The sequence below is a fragment of the Sorangium sp. So ce1504 genome (genome assembly GCF_051521635.1).
GTDB classification, from domain to species: Bacteria; Myxococcota_A; Polyangia; order Polyangiales; family Polyangiaceae; genus Sorangium; species Sorangium cellulosum_B.
In genome coordinates this window covers 10,088,830-10,109,717 of record NZ_CP150365.1, presented here as the reverse complement: position 1 = coordinate 10,109,717, position 20,888 = coordinate 10,088,830, and the positions used below count along the sequence as shown (strand labels likewise).

Below are 20,888 nucleotides of genomic sequence, written 5' to 3'. Positions count from 1 at the left end.
TTGCCGCCTTTTCGGCGCCTTGTCCGCCGGACGGACAGGTCATCGACCACCTGAGGAGAGCTGCTTTATGAGCAAGGAACGAGATACCGAGACCCAGGGCCCGTTGTTCAAGGTCGTTGACCGGCGGCAGGCGCTCCTGGGGCTGGGAGTGATTGCCGTCACCGTGTCGTGCGGAGACGGCGGCGAGTCGGATGACCCCAGCGGCGCCGGCGGAGGCTCTGCGAGCTCCGGGGGCAGTGGGACCACGGCCTCGGGTAGCGGAGGCGGCGGGGCCGACCCCGCCACCACCACGTCGAGCTCGAGCGGCGCGGGACCGGCCACCTCCACCACGGCAGGCACGGGCGGCTCGGGCGAGGGAGGCTCCGAGCCGGGCGCGGGAGGCGCGGGAGGTAGCGGCGGCAGCGGCGGCGGCGACGGCCTAGAGGCACCGCCGTTCGACAACGTGCCGACGTGCAGGGCGATCAACAAGACGGACGGCGCCGGTCAGGGCCCCTTCTTCATTCACGAGCTCGAGAAGAACGACGACATCTCCCTGGTCCGACAGGACATTCGTGGTCGCTACAATGAGAGCGCGCCAGAAGGTGTGGAGATGCACCTCCACCTGCGCGTGGTCGACCTGAGCGCGCCCGACTGCGATGGCAAGGGCGTAGGCCTGGCCGACGTGGACGTCTACATCTGGCACACGGACGGGCAGGGGTTCTACAGCGGCTTCGGGACCAGGGGTGCTGCCAACGAGCAGAAGCCCGACGCGCCCTACGCGGGCAGGCCGGGTCAGAACGATCTCACCAACACGGACCGTTTCTGTCGCGGCGTGCAGACCACGGACGCGAACGGCGTCGTCTCGTTCAGGAGCATCTTCCCCGGCTGGTACAACGGCCGCGACGTTCACATCCACTTCGTTTGCTTCAAGAAGGGATCGATGTCGAAGGGTCGCACCACGTACCAGGGTGGAGACCACATCTTCACGACGCAATTCTACTTCGATCCCGCCTTCACCGACTCCGTTCATACCAAGTACGAGCCGTACAAGGCGCGCACCACCGGCAACCTGGCGAACTACTACCAGGGCGCCATCAAGGCCGACGAGGCGGGCAACAGCGGCCTTCGTGCCAAGGCCGTGATGGAAGGGGACATCGTGATCGCCCAGATGCAGATCGCGGTGAATCCCGGCTAGGCAGAGCGGGCTCGCTCCCTTCCCACGGCTGCGTCGACCGACCGGCGGGCGCGTTCGAGCCGCTCTGGCGGGCTCTCCTCGCCGGTCGAGGCTGTCCGTTCGACGAGACCTCGCTCATGAGAGCGTCTCGAGGCCACGGGGATCCCGCACGCGCCTCCTTGAAGTAGCATCACGCGTTCGTCTCCGTGCGCGGGCAGGAAGGGGACGGCAGGCATGCTAGGGTCGGGGCCATGAGACGTGATGGCCCTGACGCCGCTCCTTCGCCGATGGCCAGCGAAGTCGGCGGCTACTTGATCCGGCAGTTCGAGATAGCCTGGCAGCTCACCAGCTTTCACCTCGACGGGCTCTCCACCGAAGAGTGCTTGTGGCGCCCTGCTGACCAGGGGTTGCACGTTCGTCAAACCCCCGATGGCCAGTGGCGCGCCGACTGGCCGGAGCACGAGGGCTACGATCTCGGCCCGCCGAGCATCGCGTGGCTGACGTGGCATCTCGGCTTCTGGTGGTCCATGGTGCTCGACCACGCCTTCGGCGACGGCGCTCTCACCCGCGAGAACGTGACGTGGCCTGGCAACGCCGGCGACGTGCGCGCGTGGCTCGGAGGGCTTCAGGGCCAGTGGCGAGCGGCGATCGAGCAGGTGACCGACGACGACCTGCGCTCGACACGACGGACGCGATGGCCTTTCCAGGACCGCCCGTTCGGCGACGTCGTCGCGTGGGCCAACGTCGAGCTCACGAAGAACGCCGCCGAGATCGGCTATGCACGCTTCCTCTACGCACGAAGGCCGCGCAGCTAGGGGGCGAGCTTTCGCGCCCCTCCAGAGAGCTCCTCGGCCGGAGGGCGTGACCCTGCCGGCGTCCTCCAGCCAGCCGCCGTTCTATCGCGTGAAGTCGAGCGCGGCCGTCAACCTCGGCAGCTCCAGGAAGCCCGATCAGGGCACGACCGTGATCCGGTCGAGCGCGGGCGGGGAGATGGGCGAGTTCGCCGCGAAGTAGTCCCGCAGCGCGTCCAGATCCAGCGCGCCGCCGAGCCGATCGGTGCCGTCCTTGAGCACGGTGAAGCCGTCGCCGCCCGTCGCCAGGAAGCTGTTCACCGTCACCCGGTACGTCCGCGCCGCCTCGATCGGGACGCCGTTGATCTGGATCGAGGCGATGTCGACCTTCGCGCCGATGGGCGCGCTCTGGCTGTAGGTGTACGTGAAGCCGTTCGAGATCTGCAGGATCAGGCTCTGCCGCACGCCCCCCGTGTCCAGCCGGAACTGCTGCTCCAGCAGCGTGTCGATCTGCGCCCCCGTGAGGGTCATCACGACCAGGCTGTTGCCGAAGGGCTGCACCGTGAACACCTCACCGAACGTGACCACCCCGTCGCTGACCTCGGTGGCAGAGGCCGCGTAGGTGAGGTCCGCGCGGATGCCGCCCGGGTTCATGAACGCGATCTCGGCCCCGCCGGTCCTCGCGTCGCGCGTGGCGGCGAGCTGGGCGTCGGCGATCACCGCGCCCATCGTGAACAGTCCGGCGCCCATGGCCGGGACCGCGCGGTCGAGATTCGCGGTGATGGTGCCGACCTGCACGCTGGCCAGCGGCGCCGCGAGATCCTTGTAGCGCGTCACCAGGGTGCTCACGCTCGCGTCGGGCGCTTCGCGCGTCACGATGACGTTGTTCGCCGTCTTCGCCGTCACGTCGCCCGTGCTCTTGCTGATCTCCAGATCGATGTCCGTCACCAGACGGCCGAACGACGCCGCGCTCGTCACGATCTTGTCGCCGAGGATGCAGTTGTACGCCTGATGGGTGTGCCCTGAGACGATCACGTCCACGGCGGGGTCGATGTTCGTGGCGATGTCGATGATGGGGCCAGAGAGGCCCGGGCACTCGTTGAAGAGGCCGGTGGGGAGCCCTCCCTCGTGGAGCAACACGACGATCGCCTCGATGCCCTGCGCCTGGAGCTCCGGGACGATGTCGTTCACCGTGTCGACCTCATCCATGAACGACAGCCCCGCGACGCCGATCGGCGTCACGATGGACGGCGTGTCCTCGAGCGTCATGCCGATGAAAGCGACCTTCACGCCGTCGAACTCGCGGATGTCATAACGCGGGAAGAGCGTCCTGCCGCTCGTCGTGTCCACGACGACGTTGGCGGCGAGGAACTTGAAGTTCGCGCCCGGGAAGAAGGTGCCGTCCGTGCAGCCGTCGGCCGGGCTGCACCCGCCGTACTGCATCCGGAGGAGCTCCGATGTGCCCTTGTCGAACTCGTGGTTGCCGACACCGTTGATGTCGAGGCCGAGGAGGTTCATGGCCTCGATCGTGGGCTCATCATGGAAGAGCGCCGACACCAGCGGGCTCGCGCCGATGAGATCGCCGGCCGAGACCACCACGGTGTTCGGATTCGTGGCGCGGAGCGCGGCGACGCGGGACGCCAGGTAAGTGACGCCGCCGGCGTCCACGGTGGTGTTGGTGGGTGTGGCAGGTACGGTGATCCTGCCGCTGCTGCCTGTAGGGGGCTCCAGGTTGCCGTGGAAGTCGTTGAAGGCGATGATCTGCACGCTCACGGTGTCGCCGCCGGAGCCGCCAGCGCCGCCGGCGCCATCCGAGCCGCCGGTGCCACCGGAACCACCGGAGCCAGCCGCGCCGGAGCCGCCTGAGCCGCCGGCGCCGGAGCCGCCCGAGCCGGCAGCGCCGCCGCCCGAGCTGGTACCCGTCGCGCCGCCGCTGCCGCTGGACACCGAGGCGGTTGTCGTCGCCTCGTCATCGCCGCAGCCCGCGCTGGCGACGGGTGGCACGCACAGCGCGGCTCCGAGGAGCGTGACCCGCCACGCTCGTGCGCATCGCCCGAGGACCCACGAAGCTCCGCTCGATTTCATCTGTGCTCCTCCACGTCGCAGCGCTCGTCGCTCCATGGTGCCACATGCTGGATTCCCCTGGAAACGACCATGTGAACGCCGCGCGGCGGGCTCATGGCCGGCCGCGGCCGCGGCTCCAGAACGCGACGACGTCCTCTGGCAGCTCGCGCTCGCGCAGGACCCGGAGGTCGTCGGCGTCGACGCCGAGCACAGCAGGGATGCCGCGGCTGCAGTGGCGGGACCACATGCTCAGCGTGTAAGCCCCCGTGTCGCGGATGAGCACGAGATCGCCGGGCGACAGCTCCGGAAACGCGAGCTCGCGGGCCAGCACGTCGCCGCCGAAACAGAGCGGGCCGCCGAGGGTACACGGCGAGAACGGCCCCCCCTTGGGTTCGGCCTCGGGATCGAGCGCCATGAAGTCATGGTGCCAGTCGTCCGGGTGATACGCGCGGCGCAGCAGGAAGTCGGCTCCGAGGTGAAGGATCGCGGTGCGCCCGGCCGAGTCCTTCTTCACGTACTCCACCCGCGAGACCGCGAAGCCGCAGCCCGCCTGGATCCAGCGCCCGAACTCGGTGATCAGCGTGGTCCCCTCCTCGAAGAGCGTCGGCACCTCGCGCCGCAGCGCGGCCGCGTAGTCCTCGAGCGCCGGGGGGCGGTCCGTGCTCCGGTAGGCGACCGGCAGACCGCCGCCGATATCCATGGTCCCGGCGGCGAGCGGGCCCATCGCGCGCCGGTGCTCCTGGCGCAGCGCCTCGACGCGGCCGATCCCCTCGATGAGCTGCGAGAGCGCGCACCCCTGCGAGCCGACGTGCACGTGCAGCCCTGCGAGCCACGGGTACCGCGCAAAGGCAGCGCGCACCGCGTCCGCCTGTTCGAGGGGGACCCCGAACTTGGAGCGCCGATCCGCGACGCTGGTCAGGGCGATGCTGGAGGCCCCGACCTGCGGGTTGATGCGCAGCCCGATGCGGCTGGCCGCCCCCCCGTGGCCGACGAGCTCGTCGATGCGTCCGAGCTCGTCGAGGTTGTCGGCGTTGAGCCGCACGCCCAGGCGGAGGGCCTCCGCGATGTCGGCGCGGGACTTCGCGGGAGAGTCGTAGACGATGCGGTCGGGCGGGCAGCCGGCGGCGAGCGCGAGCTTCACCTCCTCGAGCGAGGCCGCCTCGAGCCCAGCGCCGCAGTCGACCGCCGCCCGCAGGACCTCGACGAGGGGGTTCGCCTTGATCGCGACGGTGTGGAGGGCGCCCGGCGGAAACGCCGCGCCGATCCGTCCGATGCGCGCCCGCATGCGCCCGAGGTCGTGGAACAGGACCGCCGGCTCCACATCCATCCCGCGGCGCCGCGCCTCGCGGAACGCGCGCGCCATGCTCCCGGGATCCAGCCGATCCGTGTCGCTCATGGAACCTCCCTACCGCAGTCTGGCGCCCCGGAGGGCGATTGTCCGCCCCGCGCCGGCGCGGCGAACGGCAGAGGTGCCCTGTTTCCTCGAAATTTCGTGACGTTCAACAGGCAGCGGGCAGGCGCGGTCCCGGCTCGCCGAGGGGGGCCCGGGTCGAGCCGAGGGCGTGACGCACTGCCCCCTGGGCGAGACACCCGTGCGCTCAGGCATCGACGATGATGTTGAGAATGCTGGTGATCAGCCCCGAGGTGTACGTGGTCGGCATGACCACCTTGCCAGGCGGCGGATTGAGGCTGGACGCCGGGAGGTTCGCCGAGCGAGCCGCGTAGGCTGGCTCCTTCTGGAAGACCTCCACGCTGAGGTCCGCGTCGAAATAGAGCTGCGTCGTGATCAGCCTTGTCGTGGCTCCGTTGATGCGAGCGACCATGTGGACGTGGACCGGCCGCCCCGCGTCCGACCCGGGATAGATCGACTTGAAGCCCACGATCCCGTTGCGGTCCGAGAGCTGCACGCCGCGGCAGAACCGATCCTGGCTCTCCGGCGTGTGCTCGGCCGCGCCCGTGGACGGCGTGGAGGGGCTCTGATGCTCGAGGCCGCTGGTTTGCCCATCCGCGTCACAGTGCCAGATGTAGACCTCGGCGTCGGGGATGGGCTCGTGGTTGTTCCGGGCGTCGAGCAGGCGGACATAGAGCCGGAGCTCGCAGCCGGGGTGGTTGTCCCGGATGTCGCTGCGAAACAGGCTGATGTCGTTCGGGATCTCGCGGTCGTCGATGAAGAACGGACCCCCGATGTCCGTGGCGGTCACTCGGCAGCTGCCGGCGCCCTTGAAGATCGACGGATCCAGCGCGTCGGCGCCGCCTGCGCCCACGCCGCCGCCGGCGCTGCTCGAGCTGGTGGCGAAGGGGCCGGCGGTGCAGCTGCCCGAGCTACCAGGGCCGCTCCACGCGCCCTCTCCGCCGCCGGTGCCGCTCCCGCTCAGGTCGCCGCCCCTCTCGTCGTCCTCCCTGCAGGACACGAGTACGGGCTTGGTGATGGCGAACGCCCCGAGCTTGACGAGGGGCTGCCGACGGTTGAAGACCCAGTCGAGCAGCTCTCGCGGCACGGCTCCTTGGCTATTACGCATACAACGGTCTCCTTCGATGAGTCGCTGATCTGACCCGTGCAATCACCCTGGCTTGACCGGACAGGGAGCGGCGTCCCGCCCCGGGGCTGCCCATGCTGGCGCCGTGGCTGACGGTGGGGCCGTGGTCGACGCCGCCAGCGCCGCTGGTCGCCGAGGAGGCGCTCGTCGACGCCGCGTCATCGTCATCGGGCGCGTCATCGCTGTTCCCGGTCTCGGACTGGCGCGCCACCATGACGAGCGACGGGATGAGCGCGCCGAGGATGGGTCGGAGAGCACGGGTACCGAAGCTGCCCGAGGACAGGCTGCCCCACCCGCTGTTCACGGTGAGACAGTGCTTCAAGGACATACGGGCTTGGCCCTCCTAAGCAAGAACCGGGCGACGCGCCGAGGTGCGCGGTAGCGGAGCGACGTACCGCAAATCGTCTCTTTCTCGCCCCGTCCAGCTCTATCGTGGCAGAGCCAGGGCTCTCATCGAAGCAGCTCTGGCGAAGAAGTGCAGTGCGCGCGGAGCGCACAAGGTTTCCTGTGTGACTCAGACGAATTCCCGGAACGCGCCGATGTGATCACGGCACGGGCTCGAGGAGGGGCCAGGCCGGTCCTCGGAGGCCGCCGCGGGGCACCTGACCGGCGCGCAGGCGGGCGTGGAGGGCTCAGGGGCGCCGCCGGGGACGCGCTCTCCTGTCGGAAGGCCGACAAACGCTTCTGATTTTGCCGTTTGTGGTGTACTAGGCGCCCCCTCGAGAGCTCGAGCCGGACCCCCTGCATGACCCGCATCCTCCTCATCGACGACTCCGCCGCGATGCGGACCTACATGCGAGCGGCGCTCGAGGGGGCGCCAGAGCTCGGGCCGGCGGTCGAGGTCGCCGAGACGGCGAGCGGGTTCGAGGCGCTCCGGCGGATGCACGGGGGCGCCTACGACGCGGTGATCATCGACATCCACCTGCCGGACATCGACGGCCTGGAGCTCATCCGTTTCATCCGGCAGAGCCGGCACCATCGCGACGTCGCGGTCGTCATCGTCTCGTCGATGTCCTCGCCGCGCGAGCGGGAGCGGGCGTTCCGGCTCGGCGCCCATGCGTTCGTCGCCAAGCCGTTCGCCCCGGATACGCTGACGTCCGCCGTCCGGCGGGGGGTCGCGTCGAGCCAGCTGGGCCTGCGCGTCGCGACGTAGGCGGGCGCGACGCCTCGCGGCGAAGCTTCCGGCGCACCGCTCCGAGCTGGTAGGGTGCGCGCCATGACGCTCCTGTCCCACCTACGCCGCTTCCGCGTGGCTGCGCCGCTGGCGCTGCTCGTCGCGACCGCCTGCTCTGCCTCGTCTCCCGCGCCCCGCGTCGAGCCGCCGCCCGCGGCCGCCGCGCCGGCGCCGGCGTCGTCCGGCGCGCCCGGTGAAGTCGGGCCGACCGGGCTGCTCTCGGAGGAGGACTTCAAGGCCCTCCACCAGCTCAGGGCGGACAAGGCCCCGCCCGCGCGAGGACAGACGGTCGAGGTGGCTGGCACGAAGGCGTACCTGAGCCTGCCGCGGGACGCGAAGCCGCCGATCGCGGGCGTCGTCGTCATCCACGAGTGGTGGGGCCTGAACGAGCACATCAAGCACTGGACCGATCGCCTCGCCGAGGACGGGTATGCGGCGCTCGCCGTGGACCTCTACGGCGGCAAGGTAGCGACCACGCCGGACGACGCGATGGCGGCGATGAAGGCGGTCGACGAGGCGAAGGGGATCGAGGTCGTGCGCGCGGCGCACCGCTTCCTCACGACGGACGCGCGCGTCCTCGCGCCGCGCACGGCCTCGATCGGGTGGTGCTTCGGCGGCGCGTGGTCGCTCAAGCTCGCGCTGAACGAGCCCGAGCTCGACGCGGCCGTGATCTACTACGGCCGGCTCGTCACCGACCCCGCGCAGCTCAAGGCGATCAAGGCGCCCGTGCTCGGCATCTTCGGCAACCAGGACAAGGGCATCCCGCCCGAGGTCGTCAACGACTTCGACAAGGCGCTCCACGACGCGGGCATCGAGCACGGGGTGCTCCGGTACGACGCCGACCACGCCTTCGCGAACCCGTCGGGAGAGCGGTACAACACGAAGGCCGCGGCGGACGCGTGGGAGAAGGCGCGGCGGTTCCTGGCGGCGAAGCTGAAGGGGTAAGGAGCGGCGTGGCTGGCGAGGAGGGCTCGGGCGGCCATCCTCCTCGCCGGCCAGGCGCTCAGCGGGACTTGAGCCGCTCGATCTCCGCGCGCGCCTGCGCCAGCTGCTTCTCTGTCTCCTCGCGCAGGCGCTGCTCCTCCTCGCGCAGGCGCTGCTCCTCCTCGCGCAGGCGCTGCTCCTCCTCGCGCAGGCGCCGCTCCCTGTCGAGCTCCGCGGCCAGCTCCTCGGCGACGCGCTGCGCTTCCTCCTGGTGGGAGATGACCTGATCGAGCATCCCGCCAAGGCGGGCGATCCTCTCATCGGCGTCCTCGAGAAGGGCGTTGCCCGCGAAGAAGCGGAGGCGCGTGCCGTCGAGCAGCAGATCGAGGCCGAGCACCTCGGAGGCGAACCGGCCAGCCTGAGGCACGATGCGCTGGTAGGCGCGCGGGCGTGACGGGTCGCTCTCCTCGGCGGCGGGCAGCCTGTAGGCGTGCAGGCGCAGGCGGGCGCGGTCGAAGAGGAAGTACTCGTGGATGCCGAGCCGGGCGTAGCGGTCGACGTTGAGCTGGTGATCCTTCGTGCGGCTGCCGGCCACGTGGACCTCGATCACGAGATCGAGCCCCTTGCCCTCGTGGTCGACCACCCACCGCATGCGCTCGTGCGGCTCGACGTCGATCACGGCGAGCAGGTCGGGCGCGAACCGCGGCTCGCCGGGGTAGAAGACGGCGAGCTCGGAAGAGAGATAGATCTTGCGGGCGGTGCGGCGGAAGAAGCCGTCCAGGGCGTCGAGCGCGTCGCGCTTCGCCTTGCGGTGCGGGTCTCCCTCGGGAGGCATGAGCTCCAGCGGGACCTCGGCGGGGAGCATATCGACGACGCGCGCGCGCTCGGCCGGGGTCATCCGCGCCCACTGCTCGCTCGTCGGCGCGCGCGGGTCGGCAGGGTCGAAGAGATAGCCGGTGGGGAGGGCCTGAACCACACGCGAAGCCTAGCTCAACCCACCTCGCTCGGGGAGGCTCCCAGGGCGCCGGGCGCCAAGGTGACCCGTTACGGCCAGGCATCGTTTTGCGTGTGATTTTCAGGGGCGGCCGTCGCTCATCGCCTCAGCGGAGCTCGCGCAGCGCTGCGATGAGCTCCGCCAGCGACGTCGCGTCGCTCCGATCGAGCGCCACCGAGCCCGCGGCGAGCGCCTCGGCGAGCGCGCGCGAGCCCCCGGCCTCCGGCGCGGCGGCGGCGACGGCCGACTCGGCGCGCGCTATCTCCGTCACGAGCGCGCCGATCGCCCCCGGGTCGATCGCAGCCGCCCTCGCCGTCGCGGAGAGCGCGCCCGCCGCGCTCTCGACCTGCTCGACAGAGGCGCGCGCCGAAGCGTGGAGCTCCGCCAGGCGCAGCCGCTCGAGCAGCGCGCCGTAGGCCGACTCCATCGCGGCGAGCTCGCGCAACGCGAGCGCCGCCGGGCCCTCCGCTCCCTCTGGGCCGGTCGCGCCGTCTTCGCCGGGCGCACCGGGCGCGCCCGGCGCGCGCCGCTCCGCGATCTCCACGACCTCGGCGCGCGCCGCCCGCACCTCGCCGAGGAACGCCTCGATCGACGCCGCCGCCGGCGCGAGCGCGCCCGCGCCCAGGGTCGCGAGCGCCTGCGTCGCCTCGCGCGGCCGCCGCCGCAGCAGCCGCCGGAGCGGCGCGTTGCACGCGATCCGCAGCGCCGCGGCCTCCGCGGCGGCGAGCACCCGCTGGCCCATCGACAGCTTCAGCGCGGCCTCGTCGCACGCGCGCGCGAGGTCCTCGGCGAGCGCGCTCGCCTCCGGTCGCTCCTCCGATGGCGGCGCGTCCTGCGCGCCGGCGCGCTTCGCCTCGAGCGCGGCGCGCGCGCCGGTCAGCGCGCCCACCGCGGCGCGCAGCCGCGCGACGGCGTCGTCGGCCGCCGCCGTCTCGGCGGCGAGGTCGTCTCCCTCGGCGTACGCGCGCTGGCTCGCCGCGAGCAGCCGGCGCCGCTCGTCGCCGGCCCGCAGCGCCGCGGCGCTCCGGCGGGCCCGCGCCGCCCCGAGCGCAGCCGCGGCGCGGGCGCCGAAGGTCCACGCGCACGCCGCGGTCGCCCCGAGCGCGGCCGCGGCGGCGATCCCCACGGCGGCCGTCGGGACGGCCGCGCCCGCGCCCGCGCCCACGCGCAGCCCGACCATCCCGGCCGCGAGCGCGCAGGCCGCCGCGCCCGTGCCGACCGCGCGCGCGCCGCGCTGGCGGGGCGCGGCCTCGAGCGCCGTCACGCCGAGGTAGGCCACCGAGCCGAGCGCCGCGAGCAGCAGGACGAGCGCCAGCGGCGACGTCAGCGTGACGAGGAGCCAGCCGAGCAGCGAGACGTCGATCATGGCAGCGCGCCGCTCGCCAGCGCGACCTCCCGGTCCTTCGCGCCGATCGACCCCGGCGCGCTCGTCACCTGGAACGACGCCCCGTCCCACACGATCGTCGTCACCACGAAGCGCACGTCCCTCCCCGGCGGATCGCTGCGGAACCGGACGCGCCACTCGAGGCGCGCGAGCTCCGAGGCGGGCAGCTGCACCGCCGCGAGCCCGACCGCCGGCGCGAAGGTGCCGTCGCCGAGCGCCGCGTCCACCTGGCCGTCCCGCGCCGCGAGGGCGAGCTCCGCGGCGTAGTCCTCCCAGAGCACGACGCGCAGCGCCCCGGGGCCGCTGAAGAGCTGGAGCTCCTTCAGCTTGCGGGCGAGGCTCTCGGCCTCGGCGCCGGCCGCGGGGGCCGCGCCGCCGCCCCCGGCGAGCAGCCGGCCGATGCGCGCCGCCGACAGGAGCCGCGCCCACGCGCGCGGATCGTCGGGCCCCGGCGTGCCCTCCGCGGCGGCGACCTTGCGCTGGATGCGGAGCGCCTCGTCGACGCGCCCGCTGCCCGCGGCCGCCGCGGCGAGCCGCAGCCAGCCCTGGGGCTCGGCCGGCGCGAGGTCCGTGAGCGTCGTGTACTGGCGGTACGCCGCCGCGTACCAGCCGTGCCGGAGGTAGACGTCGCCGAGCATCGCGCGCGACGCGGGGCTCGTCGGATCGAACTCGACGACCTCCGAGTACGTGCGCAGCGCGTCCGCCTCGAAGCCGCTCGACGCGAGCACGTCGCCGAGATCGAGCGCGAGCGCCGGGCTCATGAAGCCGCGGTCGCGCAGCCGCCGCCCGTAGGCGAGCGCCTCGTCCTTCCGGCCCGCCTCCGCGAGCAGGCGCACCCGCCGGATCTCCCCCTCCGGATCGTCGGGCCGGTCGGTGAGCGCCTGCCGCACCAGCGCGAGCCGCTCGTCCACCGCCGGGAGCGCCGCGAGCCGCTCGTCGAGGAGCGCCCAGCTGGCCCTGGGATCGACGCCCCCGAAGAGCGTGCGCCGCACCGCCGCGGAGATCGCGGGGTCCACGCTCCGCCTGAGGAGCGCGTGCGCGATGAACCGCTGCGCCTCGGGCTCGCCGGCGAACCGGGCGAGCAGCGCCTCGGCGCCGCCCTCGGTGGACACCCTCGCCTGGAGGAGCGAGAGGAGCGCGGCCCTCGATCGCCAGTCCGGCAGCTCGCAGGTCGTGAGCGCGCCCTCGTAGCGCGCGATGAGCTGCTCCGCCGTCGTGGCGCGGGCGAGGCGCTTCGACCAGACGACGATGCGCTCGGCGAGCGGCCGCCGCGCGGCGTCGCTGCACGGCGCCATCGCGACCTGCGGGCGCCTCGGCGGCGGGGAGGTCCGGGAAGCGGGGCGCACCGCCGCGGGCGCTGTCTTGCGGGCCTTCTCCAGGCGCGGGATGGCGTCGGACGGCGTGATCGCACCGCCGCCGCCCGTCGCGCGCTTGAAGCCGGTCGAGCCGATCGTGGCGAGCTCGGACGGCTTGTCGGCCGCCGGTGCGCTCATGGGCGCAGCCGGCGGGCGGGGGGCGGCCGGCTGGTTCGCCGCGGCCTCCTGCTTCTGCCGCAGGGGCTCTTGCTCCGCCTCCTCGGCCGGGCGCGCCGCCTCGGGCGCGGGGGGCGGGGCCGCCAGCGTGGCGCTGGGCGCGGCGACATCTCCCTTGAGGCTCTGGCCCCGCTCGTTGCCCTGCTCCGCGATCGCCGGCGCCATCGCCGGCGCTGGCGCCGCCGCCTGCGCCCTCGCGCCGTAGCCGCCTTCTTTCGCCGAGCTCTCCTCGTAGGCCGCGCTCGGCTCGCTCCTCGAGCACCCGGCGGCGACGGCCGCGGAGGGCGGCGCGAGCAGCGCCGCGAGCTCGCGCTCTCGCTGGGGCGTGAGCGCCGTCAGCCGCTCGCCCCGGAGCGGCGAGCGCCGCCGCCGGATCCCCTGGTTCACGTAGGCCTGCTCGCTCTCGAGCGCCAGCGTGCTCGTGAACGGCGTGATCAGCCCGTAGTCGAGGCCGAGCTCGACCACCTTGCCCCGGTGCGCCTCGATGTCGTCGCCGTCCGCGAGCAGCCGCCGCATCTTCTCGGCCGCCCAGAAGCGCGGCACCAGCGCCGCGCCGACGCCCCGATCGAGCGCGATGGGGTGCTCGCGGGTGTACTCCTTCCCGGCGAGCCGCCCCTTCACGATCGCCTTCGTGGGCAGCGCGTGGTGCGTGCGCGCGAGCAGCACCACCTCCTCGCCGCGCGACACCTTGCCGCTCGCGGTGAGCATCGGCTCGTCGAGCCCTGCGCCGAGGTCGATCGCGAGATCGGTGATGGTCGGCGTCTTGATCGCGCCGGCGAGGCGCAGCACCTCGGACGTCGAGCCCTCGGCCTCGTCGATCCGGAACGCCTGTCCTCCCCCGGCGCGCGCGAGCTCGCGGAGCAGCGCGTGGTTCGAGTTCTCGCCGACGCCGACGGTGAAGAAGCGCGCGCGCGAGCCCGTGAGCGAGCGCCGGAGCCGCTCCGCGAGGCGCGCGCCCGTCACCTCGCCGCTCGTCGCGAGCCCGTCGCCGATGTAGATGACCGCCGGCTGCTCCTTGCCGTGCACCCGCCCGAGCGCCGACTCGAACAGCGCGCCGAGGTCGGTCGCGCCCCCCGTCGCGTGCTCGGCCAGCCGCGTGAGCGCGGCGGAGATCTCCTTGTCCGACGCCTCGGCCAGCCCGTCCTTCGGGTGCAGGACGGCCGGCGCCGAGTCGAGCGCGATCAGCGCGAAGTGGTCCGACGGCGACATCGCCCGCAGGATCGCCTCGGCGGCCGCCGCCTTCTGCTGCCGCGCCGACTCGTCGGCCGACGCCGACGTGTCCACCACGACGACCAGGTCGGCGGGCAGCTCCGCGAGCTCGGCCCAGTCCACGTCGGGCACGTACCTGGCCATCACGTAGTCCGCGCGGTCCTCGCCCGCGGCGAAGCGCGACACCCGCAGCGGCGACGGCTTCACCTTGACGGAGGCCTCGAGCTGGAAGTCCGCGCGCGGCTCGTAGCCGCTCCGCCGCATGCTCACCCGCCGCCCGCCGTCCTCGATCACCGCGTCGGCGAGCGTCGCGATCTGCAGCCCCTGGCCGGCCTGGCCGAGATCCACGGACAGGGAGAACTCGCCGATCTGCACGGGCTCGCTCGCGCGCATCGGGTAAACGTAAGCAAGCTTACCTGATGGCGCGCTGAGCATCTCCACGTAGCGCAGCACGACGCGCCGGGAGCCGCTGGCGGGCACGGGGAAGATGCGGGCGCGGTAGCTGTGCCCGTCGACCCACTCGAGCAGCGCCGGCTCGTGGCCGGTCTGCACGGCGGTCTGGTACCGCTGCGCCGCTTCCTTCCGCTCGATGACCTCGCCCTCGACGAGCACGCCGTTGGTCTCCACGGCGAACGAGCTCACGATCGCCCGCTCGGGCACGGTGAACCAGTACCAGCCCTCGACCTGGCGTCCGCCCGGGTTCGAGAAGGTCTGGTCCACCTCGGTCTCGGCGATTCCGTCGCGCAGGACGGCCCGCACGGCTTGCCGGCTGATCTCGAGCGTGCGCGCCTGCGTCCCGGGGGCGCCCTGCAGGTCGACGCCGTAGATCCGGCCGGATCCGCTGCCTTCGCCTGCGAGCGGCCGGTGGTCGCCCATGCCTCCGGTCCAGTCCTCCCAGTAGGCGAGCGGCGCGACCTTGGGCGCGGCGCTGCCGGCGACCGTCGCCTGCTCCCCTGCGTGCACCTCGACGCGCCCGCCGGGGGCCGCGACGACGGCGAGCCCGCGCGCCACGTACACGCTCACGGCGTCGCCCGAGCGCCTCATCGACAGGCCGGCGTCGGCCGCCGAGACGTTGACGTCCCCGAGCGCGTGCGAGAGCCCGCTGCGCCCTTCGGGCGGCGCGTCGAGCCAGACCTCGCCCTGGGCGATCGAGAGCCCCTCTGCGCGGAGCGCGATCTCCGAGTCTGCGCGGAGGAACACCGCCGAGCCGTCGGCGAGCCGGACGAGCGCCCGCGCGCCCTTTCCGGTCGCGAGCTTCGCCCCGACCGGGACCGGGATCCCGGACACCACCGTCGACTTCCTTTCGCCCTGAGCGTTCGCCGCGAGCGTGACCTCCCCCGAGGACAGCTCGAGCCGCGCGCCGATGGCGCTGGTCTTCTCGGGCTTCGTCTCGTGGGTCAAGACGAGCGCTGTCACGCTGGCGGCGAGCGCGATCGCCCCGAGCGCGAGCCGGAAGCGCAGGCCACGCCTGCGGCGCGCAAGCTCGGCCCCCGCCCTCGCTGCGCCCTCTTCTGCCGGCGTATCGGCCGGCTCTACCTGTTCGTGCGACGACATACAAGACCTCCTCGCCGCGGTGGCCCTCGCCCCCGGGAGCCCAGCGCGGGGCCGCATGCAGACGTCTCATGCCCCCCGGCGATCTACCCATGCGATCGCGCTGGTCATCGTAACGGGAAAGCGCGGAGGAAGCGTAGCCCCAAGCCGGAGCGGGACGGCGAGCGGCGCTCATCCGGCTGCCGCCTGGCGTGGGGACGAGCTTCGAGCCGCCCTGACGCCAAGAGAAGAGGAGAGGAGAAGAAGATTGGAACGCCAAGGCGCCAAGACGCCACGAGAAGAGAAAAAAAGTTCGTGAAGGCGCCAGAAGAAGATTTGACCGACAGCGCGCCAACGGAGCGAAGGAGGAAAAACACCAGCTTGACGGACGCGCCCCCGGTGCGACATCGGCAAGCCAAGAGGTCATCCTTTCTACAGGGCCACCTCAAAACCCAGCCGGCACCGTTCCTTCGTCGAGCGTACCAGTTCCTCGAGAACGTCATGAAGTTCTGTACGTGAGGCCTCCGTCACCCGAGGCAGGCCGCGACCGCCGCGGCCAGGTTCGACGCTCGCGGTTCGCCGATCCGGAATGACCAGAGGTTCATGACGTAGCCGAAGCCGACACCGGCATCGGGGTCGGCGAAGCCGACCGATCCGCCGGAGCCGGGGTGGCCGAACGACCCGGGCCCGGCCCAGGGCATCGGCGGGCAGGCCCGCCAGAACCCGAGCGCCATGTAGAAGGAGCGGTCGGCTGGAACGTCCAGTCCTGGCGGCAGCCCGTTCATCTTCGTCTTGTCGGTCTGGACGACGGTCATCTTCTCGACCGTCGCCGGATTCAGCAGCTGCACGCCGTCGACCTTGCTCACCGTGGCCGCATACATCCGCGCCAGCGATCGAGCGTTCGTGAACATGTTCCCAAAGGGGAGCTCAGCAGCGCGGAAGGCACGCGTGTTCATGTAGTCGCTGGCGGGATCGAAGGCGCCGCCGAGCTGGCCGGCGCGGGCTTGCACGGAGTCCGGACCCCACACGGCGTTCATCCAGGCGATGACCGTGTCCCTATCGAGGCCGGTGGTCTCGATCATCCCGGCGGTCATCTCCTCCAGCGTGAACGGAGCGGCGTACTCGATCCGCGCCACCCGTCCCTCTTGCTCCTCGGGCAGCCCGATCCAGGCGCTCAGCCCGAGCGGGGCAGCGACCTCGTCGGCGAAGAAGGTGCCGAGCGACTTGCCGGTGATCCGCCGCACGACCTCTCCGACCAGGAACCCGAAGGTCATGCTGTGGTAGACGTGCTCCGTGCCCGGCTGCCACAGCGGCTTCTGCGCCTCGAGTGCCCGGATGACCGGATGCCAGGCGCAGGCGTCCTCGAATGTCAGCGGACCATCGACGACCGGCAGACCGGCCTGGTGTGAGAGCAGCCAGCGCACCGGGATATGCTCCTTGCCGGCAGCGCCGAACTCCGGCCAGTACTGGACCACCGGAGCGTCCAGATCGAGCTCGCCGCGCTGTGCCAGCAGATGGGCGCAGATCGCGGTAGCGCCTTTGGTCGTGGAGGCGACCAACGCGATGGTGTCCTCGTCCCACGGACGGTTCGCCTCGCGATCGGCGAGGCCGCCCCACAGGTCGACGACGGGACGGCCGTCCACGTAGACGCAGCACGCCGCGCCGACCTCGCCGGAGCTCCCTTCGAAGTTCCCGCGGAAGGCATCGGCCACCTTCCCCCAGCCGTCCTCGACGTGTCCCTGCACTACTGTCCCGTTTGTCGTGTCCAACATGCTGCACCGCCTTTTCTAGAGGGTCTGAAACGAATCGCATGCGCAGCGCCGCAACGCTTACGGCACTGTGCTTCGCGGGCTGACGTCATAGGTCCGCTGCTGCTCGTATTTCGAGAGAGCGGTGAATCGTGATGTCGCCATAGCCCGTCCGAGCACGGATCTTGACGGCTTCCTCGCTCGGCTCTGGTGCGCTGGCAGCGTGGAGCTCGTTGCGAACGTTCCCGTAGTTCGTGGGAAGCTCCAACCAGGCCGGTACATCCGCAGCCTGCGTGGCGACATCGAAGCCGTTGACGCTGGCAGTCCCGGCGTCGGCCCGCAGCAGCGTGGACAGGATTCTCACGACCGTGGTCTTGCCCGCCCCGTTCGAGCCGAGCAGGGCGAAGATGCTGCCCCGCGCCACGTCGAAGTCCACGCCGCGCAGCACCTCCAGGTCGTTGAACGATTTCTTCAGGCCCTGCACGTGGAGTGCGTGCTGTGTCGTCATCAGACTCCCCTCGCTTCTTCTTCGGCGGCGCGCTCGATGGCGTTGGTCAGCCGTTCCCGCTCCCGGATGATCCACTTACCCTTCGGGTAGTTCCGGACGAACGTCTCGATGAACTCCACGGGGTCTTCCCCGACGATCTGGCGAATCGGAGTCCGGTTCGCCGCGCTCTGTTCGAACAGGTCGACGAGGTCCGCGTAAATCGCAGTCCCGTCGCCCCCCGTCCCGAAGTACATCAGGTACCGCTCCAGCGCATCGACCGCCGTGCGATAGCTCGCGGGAAGTTGTCTCGCGCGCGCCTTGTACTGCCGCCATTGCCCCTTCTCGCCGATCACCTTCGAGATGAACTTTGAGATGAACATGTCATCTGCCTCCTTCATGGAGCTGTTCGAGCCGTTCAGCGAGGAAGCTCCAGGTCCTCCAGAACTCTTCGAGGTATTCCCGCCCCTGAGCGTTGAGCGAGTACACCTTGCGCGGCGGCCCCTTCTCGGACGGGACCTTCTCCACGTCGACGAGGCCGCGCTGCTCGATCCTGACGAGCAGGGCGTAGACGGTGCCCTCGGCGATGTCGGAGAAGCCCTGAGCCCGCAGCCGCGCCGTGATCTCGTAGCCGTACGCGGGCCGCATGGACAGGATCGCGAGGACGATGCCCTCCAGGATTCCCTTAAGCATTTCCGTCATTTGCTTGCCCACGAACAGCTCCTCGAACTACCTAACGTTACTGACTACCAGTACATAGTAACACTGAATAGTGGCGGAGCAAGCCCCAAGTGGCACGCCGAGGGTGTGAAGGTGTCGCAGATCCATATCCGAGGAGGATGGTAGACGCGGGCGCCGCGCTCCGGGCCGGCGGACGAGCGCAGGCGACGACGCCGGCGCCGCTCGCGTCGCCCGGGAGGTGCGCGGCCGCTCGCGATGATCGCGCTGAGGACGGTCAGGGGGCGACCGACTCGGATCCTGGCGAGCAGTCCCCCGCGAGGGTGCTGCAGCTGAGCCGGTTCTGCATGAAGCTCACCCGCCGCGGGATCTCGACCTGCTTGACGAAATTCGAGAGGACGCCGGTGCCGTCGGGGCCGGGGGTCGCGAACGGCGCCACATGATAGAAGGTGGCGAGCTGCTGGGTCTCGGCGTTATGGCACCCGTTGCAGGTCTGCCCGGCGAACGCGTGGCGCAGCGGCTCGTCCGCGCCGGGGAAGACCCATTTCGTGGCGGAAGGCACGATGTTGCCCTCCGCCTCGCCGCCGAGGAACGAGGGGTCAAGCGGCGTCGCGCCGGCGATGATCCCGGTGCGGTTCGCGAGCAGGAAGGCCTCGAGGCCGGCGTCGCCGTTGAGCTGCTGGTCCGGCGTCTGGGCGGTCTCCACGAGCCGAAGGAAGGCCTGGTAGCCGGTCGGCTCGGGGACGAGGTGGAACTCCCGCCACGACCAGGGAGCGCCCATGAGGTCTTCGCTCGTGCGGAGCTGGGCGAGCGCGCTCGCGTTGGGGTTGCCCATCGTGCTGCGCTCGGCGCCGCGCTGCGTGAAGAGATCCGTGATCTCCTGGAGCTCCTGGTTGTACTGGGCGCCGAAGGCGTGCTGCCCGAGCGCGTGGAAGCGGGCAATCCAGCTGTGCCGGTCCGGCGCGATCGAGTTGGTCGGCAGGCGGTACTCGAAGATCACCGTCATTCCACCGATGAAGTGATTCGGCGGAACGATGCCGAACACGAAGCGCGCCTCGCCGCTGCCGCTCGCGTGCAGGTCGGTCCGGTTGAAGATGCCGAGGAGCCGGAACGGCGCCTGCGCGACGTCGAGCTTGCCGTCCGGCCGCGTCGGCCAGAGGTTCAGTAGCGAGAGCGTCCCCCGGTTCGTCGTGGGATAGCCGTTGATCGTCAGCGGCTGGAAGCCCTCCAGCCACTCCGCCACGAAATCCGCAGGATCGACGCCGCTCGGGGTCATCTGCTCGATCAGGTACCGGAAGCTCCAGGGCCCGCCCGTCGCGTTCGAGGTGCGCGCGTCCTGCGTGACCGACGGATCGACGATCGCGATCTCCTTGTAAGGATCGAGGGCCGGGCCCGCGCCGCAGGCGCCGGCGCAGGTGAAGCTCTGGATCCGATCGGCCGTGACGCTGCCGAGGTTGACCGAGCTCGGCGTGATCGTCGCGCCCGGCTTGGACGGGGTGAGCGTGTACGTGCCCGCGGGCAAGCCGGTGAAGAGGAAGTTGCCGTGGCTGTCGGTGACGGCCTGCGCGCTCGCAGCGCCGCTGAGCTGGACGATGACGCCGCTCATCCCTGCATTCGAGGTGTCGTTGCCGACGTGCCCCGCGATCGCGACGGCGCCGTTCAACGCAGCCTCGGCGATGTCCAAGGATGGCTGCTCCTCGAGCGGCTCGACTCCGCAGGACGAAAGGACAAGGGCAGAGAGCGCGAGCAGGCGAGAGGGCAAGGGGCGTAACCTGGTTTTCATCGACAAGGATCCTTTCACGACAGGTGGAACGGGCGCGCGGCCGTGCTCGCCCGATCTTGGGCCTCTAAGAAGGTCGGAGCCCCGGTCCGTCAAGAGGTTTTACATTACTTCACAGGCTTTCCACGAGGCGGAGCGCCTGCGCGGCGTCTTCTCGGCGCCGGAGCACGTGATTTCCGGCGGACGCGCGCGCCGCGCCGGATAGGAAACGGTAGAACTCTCGCCCGAGTCAAGCCCCGCGGGGACGGCGCCGGGCGAGCCGTCGTTCGCCCATCCGAACACCCGCTTGCCCCGTCGCAGGGCCGGCGCGCCGTGCTCCGGGCGCAGCTGTGCCTCGACGACCGCGGCGAGCGCTCGCCATGACGGGCTCGGGCGGTGTGCCCAGCTATGCGGCGTCGAGCCCGAACGCCATCGGTTCCCACGTTGGGTCGCGTGCGGGTGCTGCCGTTCGCGGGTGTGAGGGGAGGTTGAGATGAACGAGGATGCGGCGCACGGCCTTTGGGTCCGTGATCGTGGAAAGCGCGCGCATCTTCCGTTCGCATCTCGGGCATCGCAAAGCATCGAACCCGAAGGTGCGTTTCATGAGCAAGGCCCACTCGACGTAGCGCGACGTCGCGAACAACTCCCCGTCGAACGGCCGCCCCCAGTGCAAGACCGAGATCAGGGTCGGCTCAACTCGCACCGTGGGCTCGGCATGCGCGAGGCGGCCATCGCCCCCGGGAGCCCAGCGCGGGGCCGCATGCAGACGTCCCATGCCCCCCGGCGACCTACCGAAGCGATCGCGCTGGTCATCGTAACGGGAAAGCGCGCAGGAAGCGTAGCCCCAAGCCGGAGCGGGATGGCGAGCGGCGTTCACCCGGCTGCAGCCTGGCGTGGGGACGAGCTGCGAGCCGCCCAGACGCCAAG

15 protein-coding genes and 1 pseudogene are annotated in these 20,888 nt (G+C 71.3%); 5 read left to right on the top strand and 11 right to left on the bottom strand.

Annotated features, from left to right (window positions below):
* Nucleotides 1-67 precede the first annotated feature (67 nt).
* Both WMF39_RS38055 and WMF39_RS38050 read left to right on the top strand, forming a co-directional pair.
* Entirely contained in the window at nucleotides 68-1,174 is a 1,107-nt protein-coding gene (locus WMF39_RS38055; protein WP_437741368.1) for a hypothetical protein, read from the top strand.
* Nucleotides 1,175-1,440: 266 nt separating this feature from the next.
* Entirely contained in the window at nucleotides 1,441-1,968 is a 528-nt protein-coding gene (locus WMF39_RS38050; protein ID WP_437741367.1) for a DinB family protein, read from the top strand.
* Nucleotides 1,969-2,103: 135 nt separating this feature from the next.
* On the opposite strand, the gene WMF39_RS38045 is transcribed toward WMF39_RS38050, so the two are convergent.
* From WMF39_RS38045 to WMF39_RS38035, 3 genes are all read right to left on the bottom strand, one after another.
* A complete protein-coding gene (locus WMF39_RS38045) occupies nucleotides 2,104-4,029 on the bottom strand; it encodes a bifunctional metallophosphatase/5'-nucleotidase (RefSeq protein ID WP_437741366.1) in 1,926 nt (641 codons plus the stop codon).
* A 91-nt stretch (nucleotides 4,030-4,120) separates the two neighbouring features.
* Nucleotides 4,121-5,404: a diaminopimelate decarboxylase gene (locus tag WMF39_RS38040; RefSeq protein ID WP_437741365.1), complete on the bottom strand. Its 1,284-nt coding sequence runs from the start codon at nucleotides 5,402-5,404 to the stop codon at nucleotides 4,121-4,123.
* A gap of 202 nt (nucleotides 5,405-5,606) precedes the next feature.
* The gene (locus WMF39_RS38035) at nucleotides 5,607-6,527 is read right to left on the bottom strand and encodes a protocatechuate 3,4-dioxygenase (RefSeq protein ID WP_437741364.1); all 921 of its coding nucleotides are present in this window, start codon (nucleotides 6,525-6,527) and stop codon (nucleotides 5,607-5,609) included.
* A 92-nt stretch (nucleotides 6,528-6,619) separates the two neighbouring features.
* Here WMF39_RS38035 and WMF39_RS38030 point away from each other — a divergent pair, with 92 nt between their 5' ends.
* The 3 genes from WMF39_RS38030 (at nucleotide 6,620) to WMF39_RS38020 (ending at nucleotide 8,664) form a co-directional block, all read left to right on the top strand.
* Nucleotides 6,620-6,892, top strand: coding sequence for a hypothetical protein (locus WMF39_RS38030; RefSeq protein WP_437741363.1), 273 nt, complete (start codon nucleotides 6,620-6,622; stop codon nucleotides 6,890-6,892).
* Between the two features lie 398 nt (nucleotides 6,893-7,290).
* On the top strand, nucleotides 7,291-7,698 hold the full coding sequence (locus WMF39_RS38025) for a response regulator (RefSeq protein ID WP_437741362.1): 408 nt from the start codon (nucleotides 7,291-7,293) through the stop codon (nucleotides 7,696-7,698).
* Nucleotides 7,699-7,761: 63 nt separating this feature from the next.
* Nucleotides 7,762-8,664 (top strand): dienelactone hydrolase family protein, encoded by a 903-nt coding sequence (locus WMF39_RS38020; RefSeq protein WP_437741361.1) that lies wholly within the window; start codon nucleotides 7,762-7,764, stop codon nucleotides 8,662-8,664.
* A gap of 58 nt (nucleotides 8,665-8,722) precedes the next feature.
* Here WMF39_RS38020 and WMF39_RS38015 read toward each other — a convergent pair whose 3' ends face one another.
* The 8 genes and pseudogenes from WMF39_RS38015 to WMF39_RS37980 form a co-directional block, all read right to left on the bottom strand.
* Complete coding sequence (locus WMF39_RS38015; RefSeq protein ID WP_437741360.1) at nucleotides 8,723-9,619, bottom strand: Uma2 family endonuclease; 897 nt, start codon at nucleotides 9,617-9,619, stop codon at nucleotides 8,723-8,725.
* A gap of 124 nt (nucleotides 9,620-9,743) precedes the next feature.
* Nucleotides 9,744-11,003: a hypothetical protein gene (locus WMF39_RS38010; protein WP_437741359.1), complete on the bottom strand. Its 1,260-nt coding sequence runs from the start codon at nucleotides 11,001-11,003 to the stop codon at nucleotides 9,744-9,746.
* Entirely contained in the window at nucleotides 11,000-15,316 is a 4,317-nt protein-coding gene (locus WMF39_RS38005) for a VIT domain-containing protein (protein WP_437741358.1), read from the bottom strand. Before WMF39_RS38005 ends, WMF39_RS38010 begins: the two co-directional genes overlap by 4 nt.
* 503 nt (nucleotides 15,317-15,819) lie before the next feature.
* Nucleotides 15,820-17,064 (bottom strand): serine hydrolase domain-containing protein, encoded by a 1,245-nt coding sequence (locus tag WMF39_RS38000; RefSeq protein WP_437741357.1) that lies wholly within the window; start codon nucleotides 17,062-17,064, stop codon nucleotides 15,820-15,822.
* Between the two features lie 214 nt (nucleotides 17,065-17,278).
* A pseudogene (locus tag WMF39_RS37995) lies at nucleotides 17,279-17,548 on the bottom strand (ATP-binding cassette domain-containing protein); the annotation flags it as partial.
* The gene (locus WMF39_RS37990) at nucleotides 17,548-17,925 is read right to left on the bottom strand and encodes a DUF1048 domain-containing protein (protein ID WP_437741356.1); all 378 of its coding nucleotides are present in this window, start codon (nucleotides 17,923-17,925) and stop codon (nucleotides 17,548-17,550) included. The gene WMF39_RS37990 and the pseudogene WMF39_RS37995, both read right to left, overlap by 1 nt.
* Complete coding sequence (locus WMF39_RS37985; RefSeq protein WP_437741355.1) at nucleotides 17,909-18,238, bottom strand: PadR family transcriptional regulator; 330 nt, start codon at nucleotides 18,236-18,238, stop codon at nucleotides 17,909-17,911. Before WMF39_RS37985 ends, WMF39_RS37990 begins: the two co-directional genes overlap by 17 nt.
* Before the next feature lie 241 nt (nucleotides 18,239-18,479).
* Nucleotides 18,480-19,985: a carboxypeptidase regulatory-like domain-containing protein gene (locus tag WMF39_RS37980; RefSeq protein WP_437741354.1), complete on the bottom strand. Its 1,506-nt coding sequence runs from the start codon at nucleotides 19,983-19,985 to the stop codon at nucleotides 18,480-18,482.
* Nucleotides 19,986-20,888 lie beyond the last annotated feature (903 nt).

Bases quoted from the DNA above. Each gene is read 5' to 3' on its own strand.
- WMF39_RS38055 (WP_437741368.1), top strand. From the start codon at position 68: ATGAGCAAGGAACGAGATACCGAGACCCAGGGCCCGTTGTTCAAGGTC.
- WMF39_RS38050 (WP_437741367.1), top strand. From the start codon at position 1,441: ATGGCCAGCGAAGTCGGCGGCTACTTGATCCGGCAGTTCGAGATAGCC.
- WMF39_RS38045 (WP_437741366.1), bottom strand. From the start codon at position 4,029: ATGAAATCGAGCGGAGCTTCGTGGGTCCTCGGGCGATGCGCACGAGCG.
- WMF39_RS38040 (WP_437741365.1), bottom strand. From the start codon at position 5,404: ATGAGCGACACGGATCGGCTGGATCCCGGGAGCATGGCGCGCGCGTTC.
- WMF39_RS38035 (WP_437741364.1), bottom strand. From the start codon at position 6,527: ATGCGTAATAGCCAAGGAGCCGTGCCGCGAGAGCTGCTCGACTGGGTC.
- WMF39_RS38030 (WP_437741363.1), top strand. From the start codon at position 6,620: ATGCTGGCGCCGTGGCTGACGGTGGGGCCGTGGTCGACGCCGCCAGCG.
- WMF39_RS38025 (WP_437741362.1), top strand. From the start codon at position 7,291: ATGACCCGCATCCTCCTCATCGACGACTCCGCCGCGATGCGGACCTAC.
- WMF39_RS38020 (WP_437741361.1), top strand. From the start codon at position 7,762: ATGACGCTCCTGTCCCACCTACGCCGCTTCCGCGTGGCTGCGCCGCTG.
- WMF39_RS38010 (WP_437741359.1), bottom strand. From the start codon at position 11,003: ATGATCGACGTCTCGCTGCTCGGCTGGCTCCTCGTCACGCTGACGTCG.
- WMF39_RS38005 (WP_437741358.1), bottom strand. From the start codon at position 15,316: ATGTCGTCGCACGAACAGGTAGAGCCGGCCGATACGCCGGCAGAAGAG.
- WMF39_RS38000 (WP_437741357.1), bottom strand. From the start codon at position 17,064: ATGTTGGACACGACAAACGGGACAGTAGTGCAGGGACACGTCGAGGAC.
- WMF39_RS37990 (WP_437741356.1), bottom strand. From the start codon at position 17,925: ATGAAGGAGGCAGATGACATGTTCATCTCAAAGTTCATCTCGAAGGTG.
- WMF39_RS37980 (WP_437741354.1), bottom strand. From the start codon at position 19,985: ATGAAAACCAGGTTACGCCCCTTGCCCTCTCGCCTGCTCGCGCTCTCT.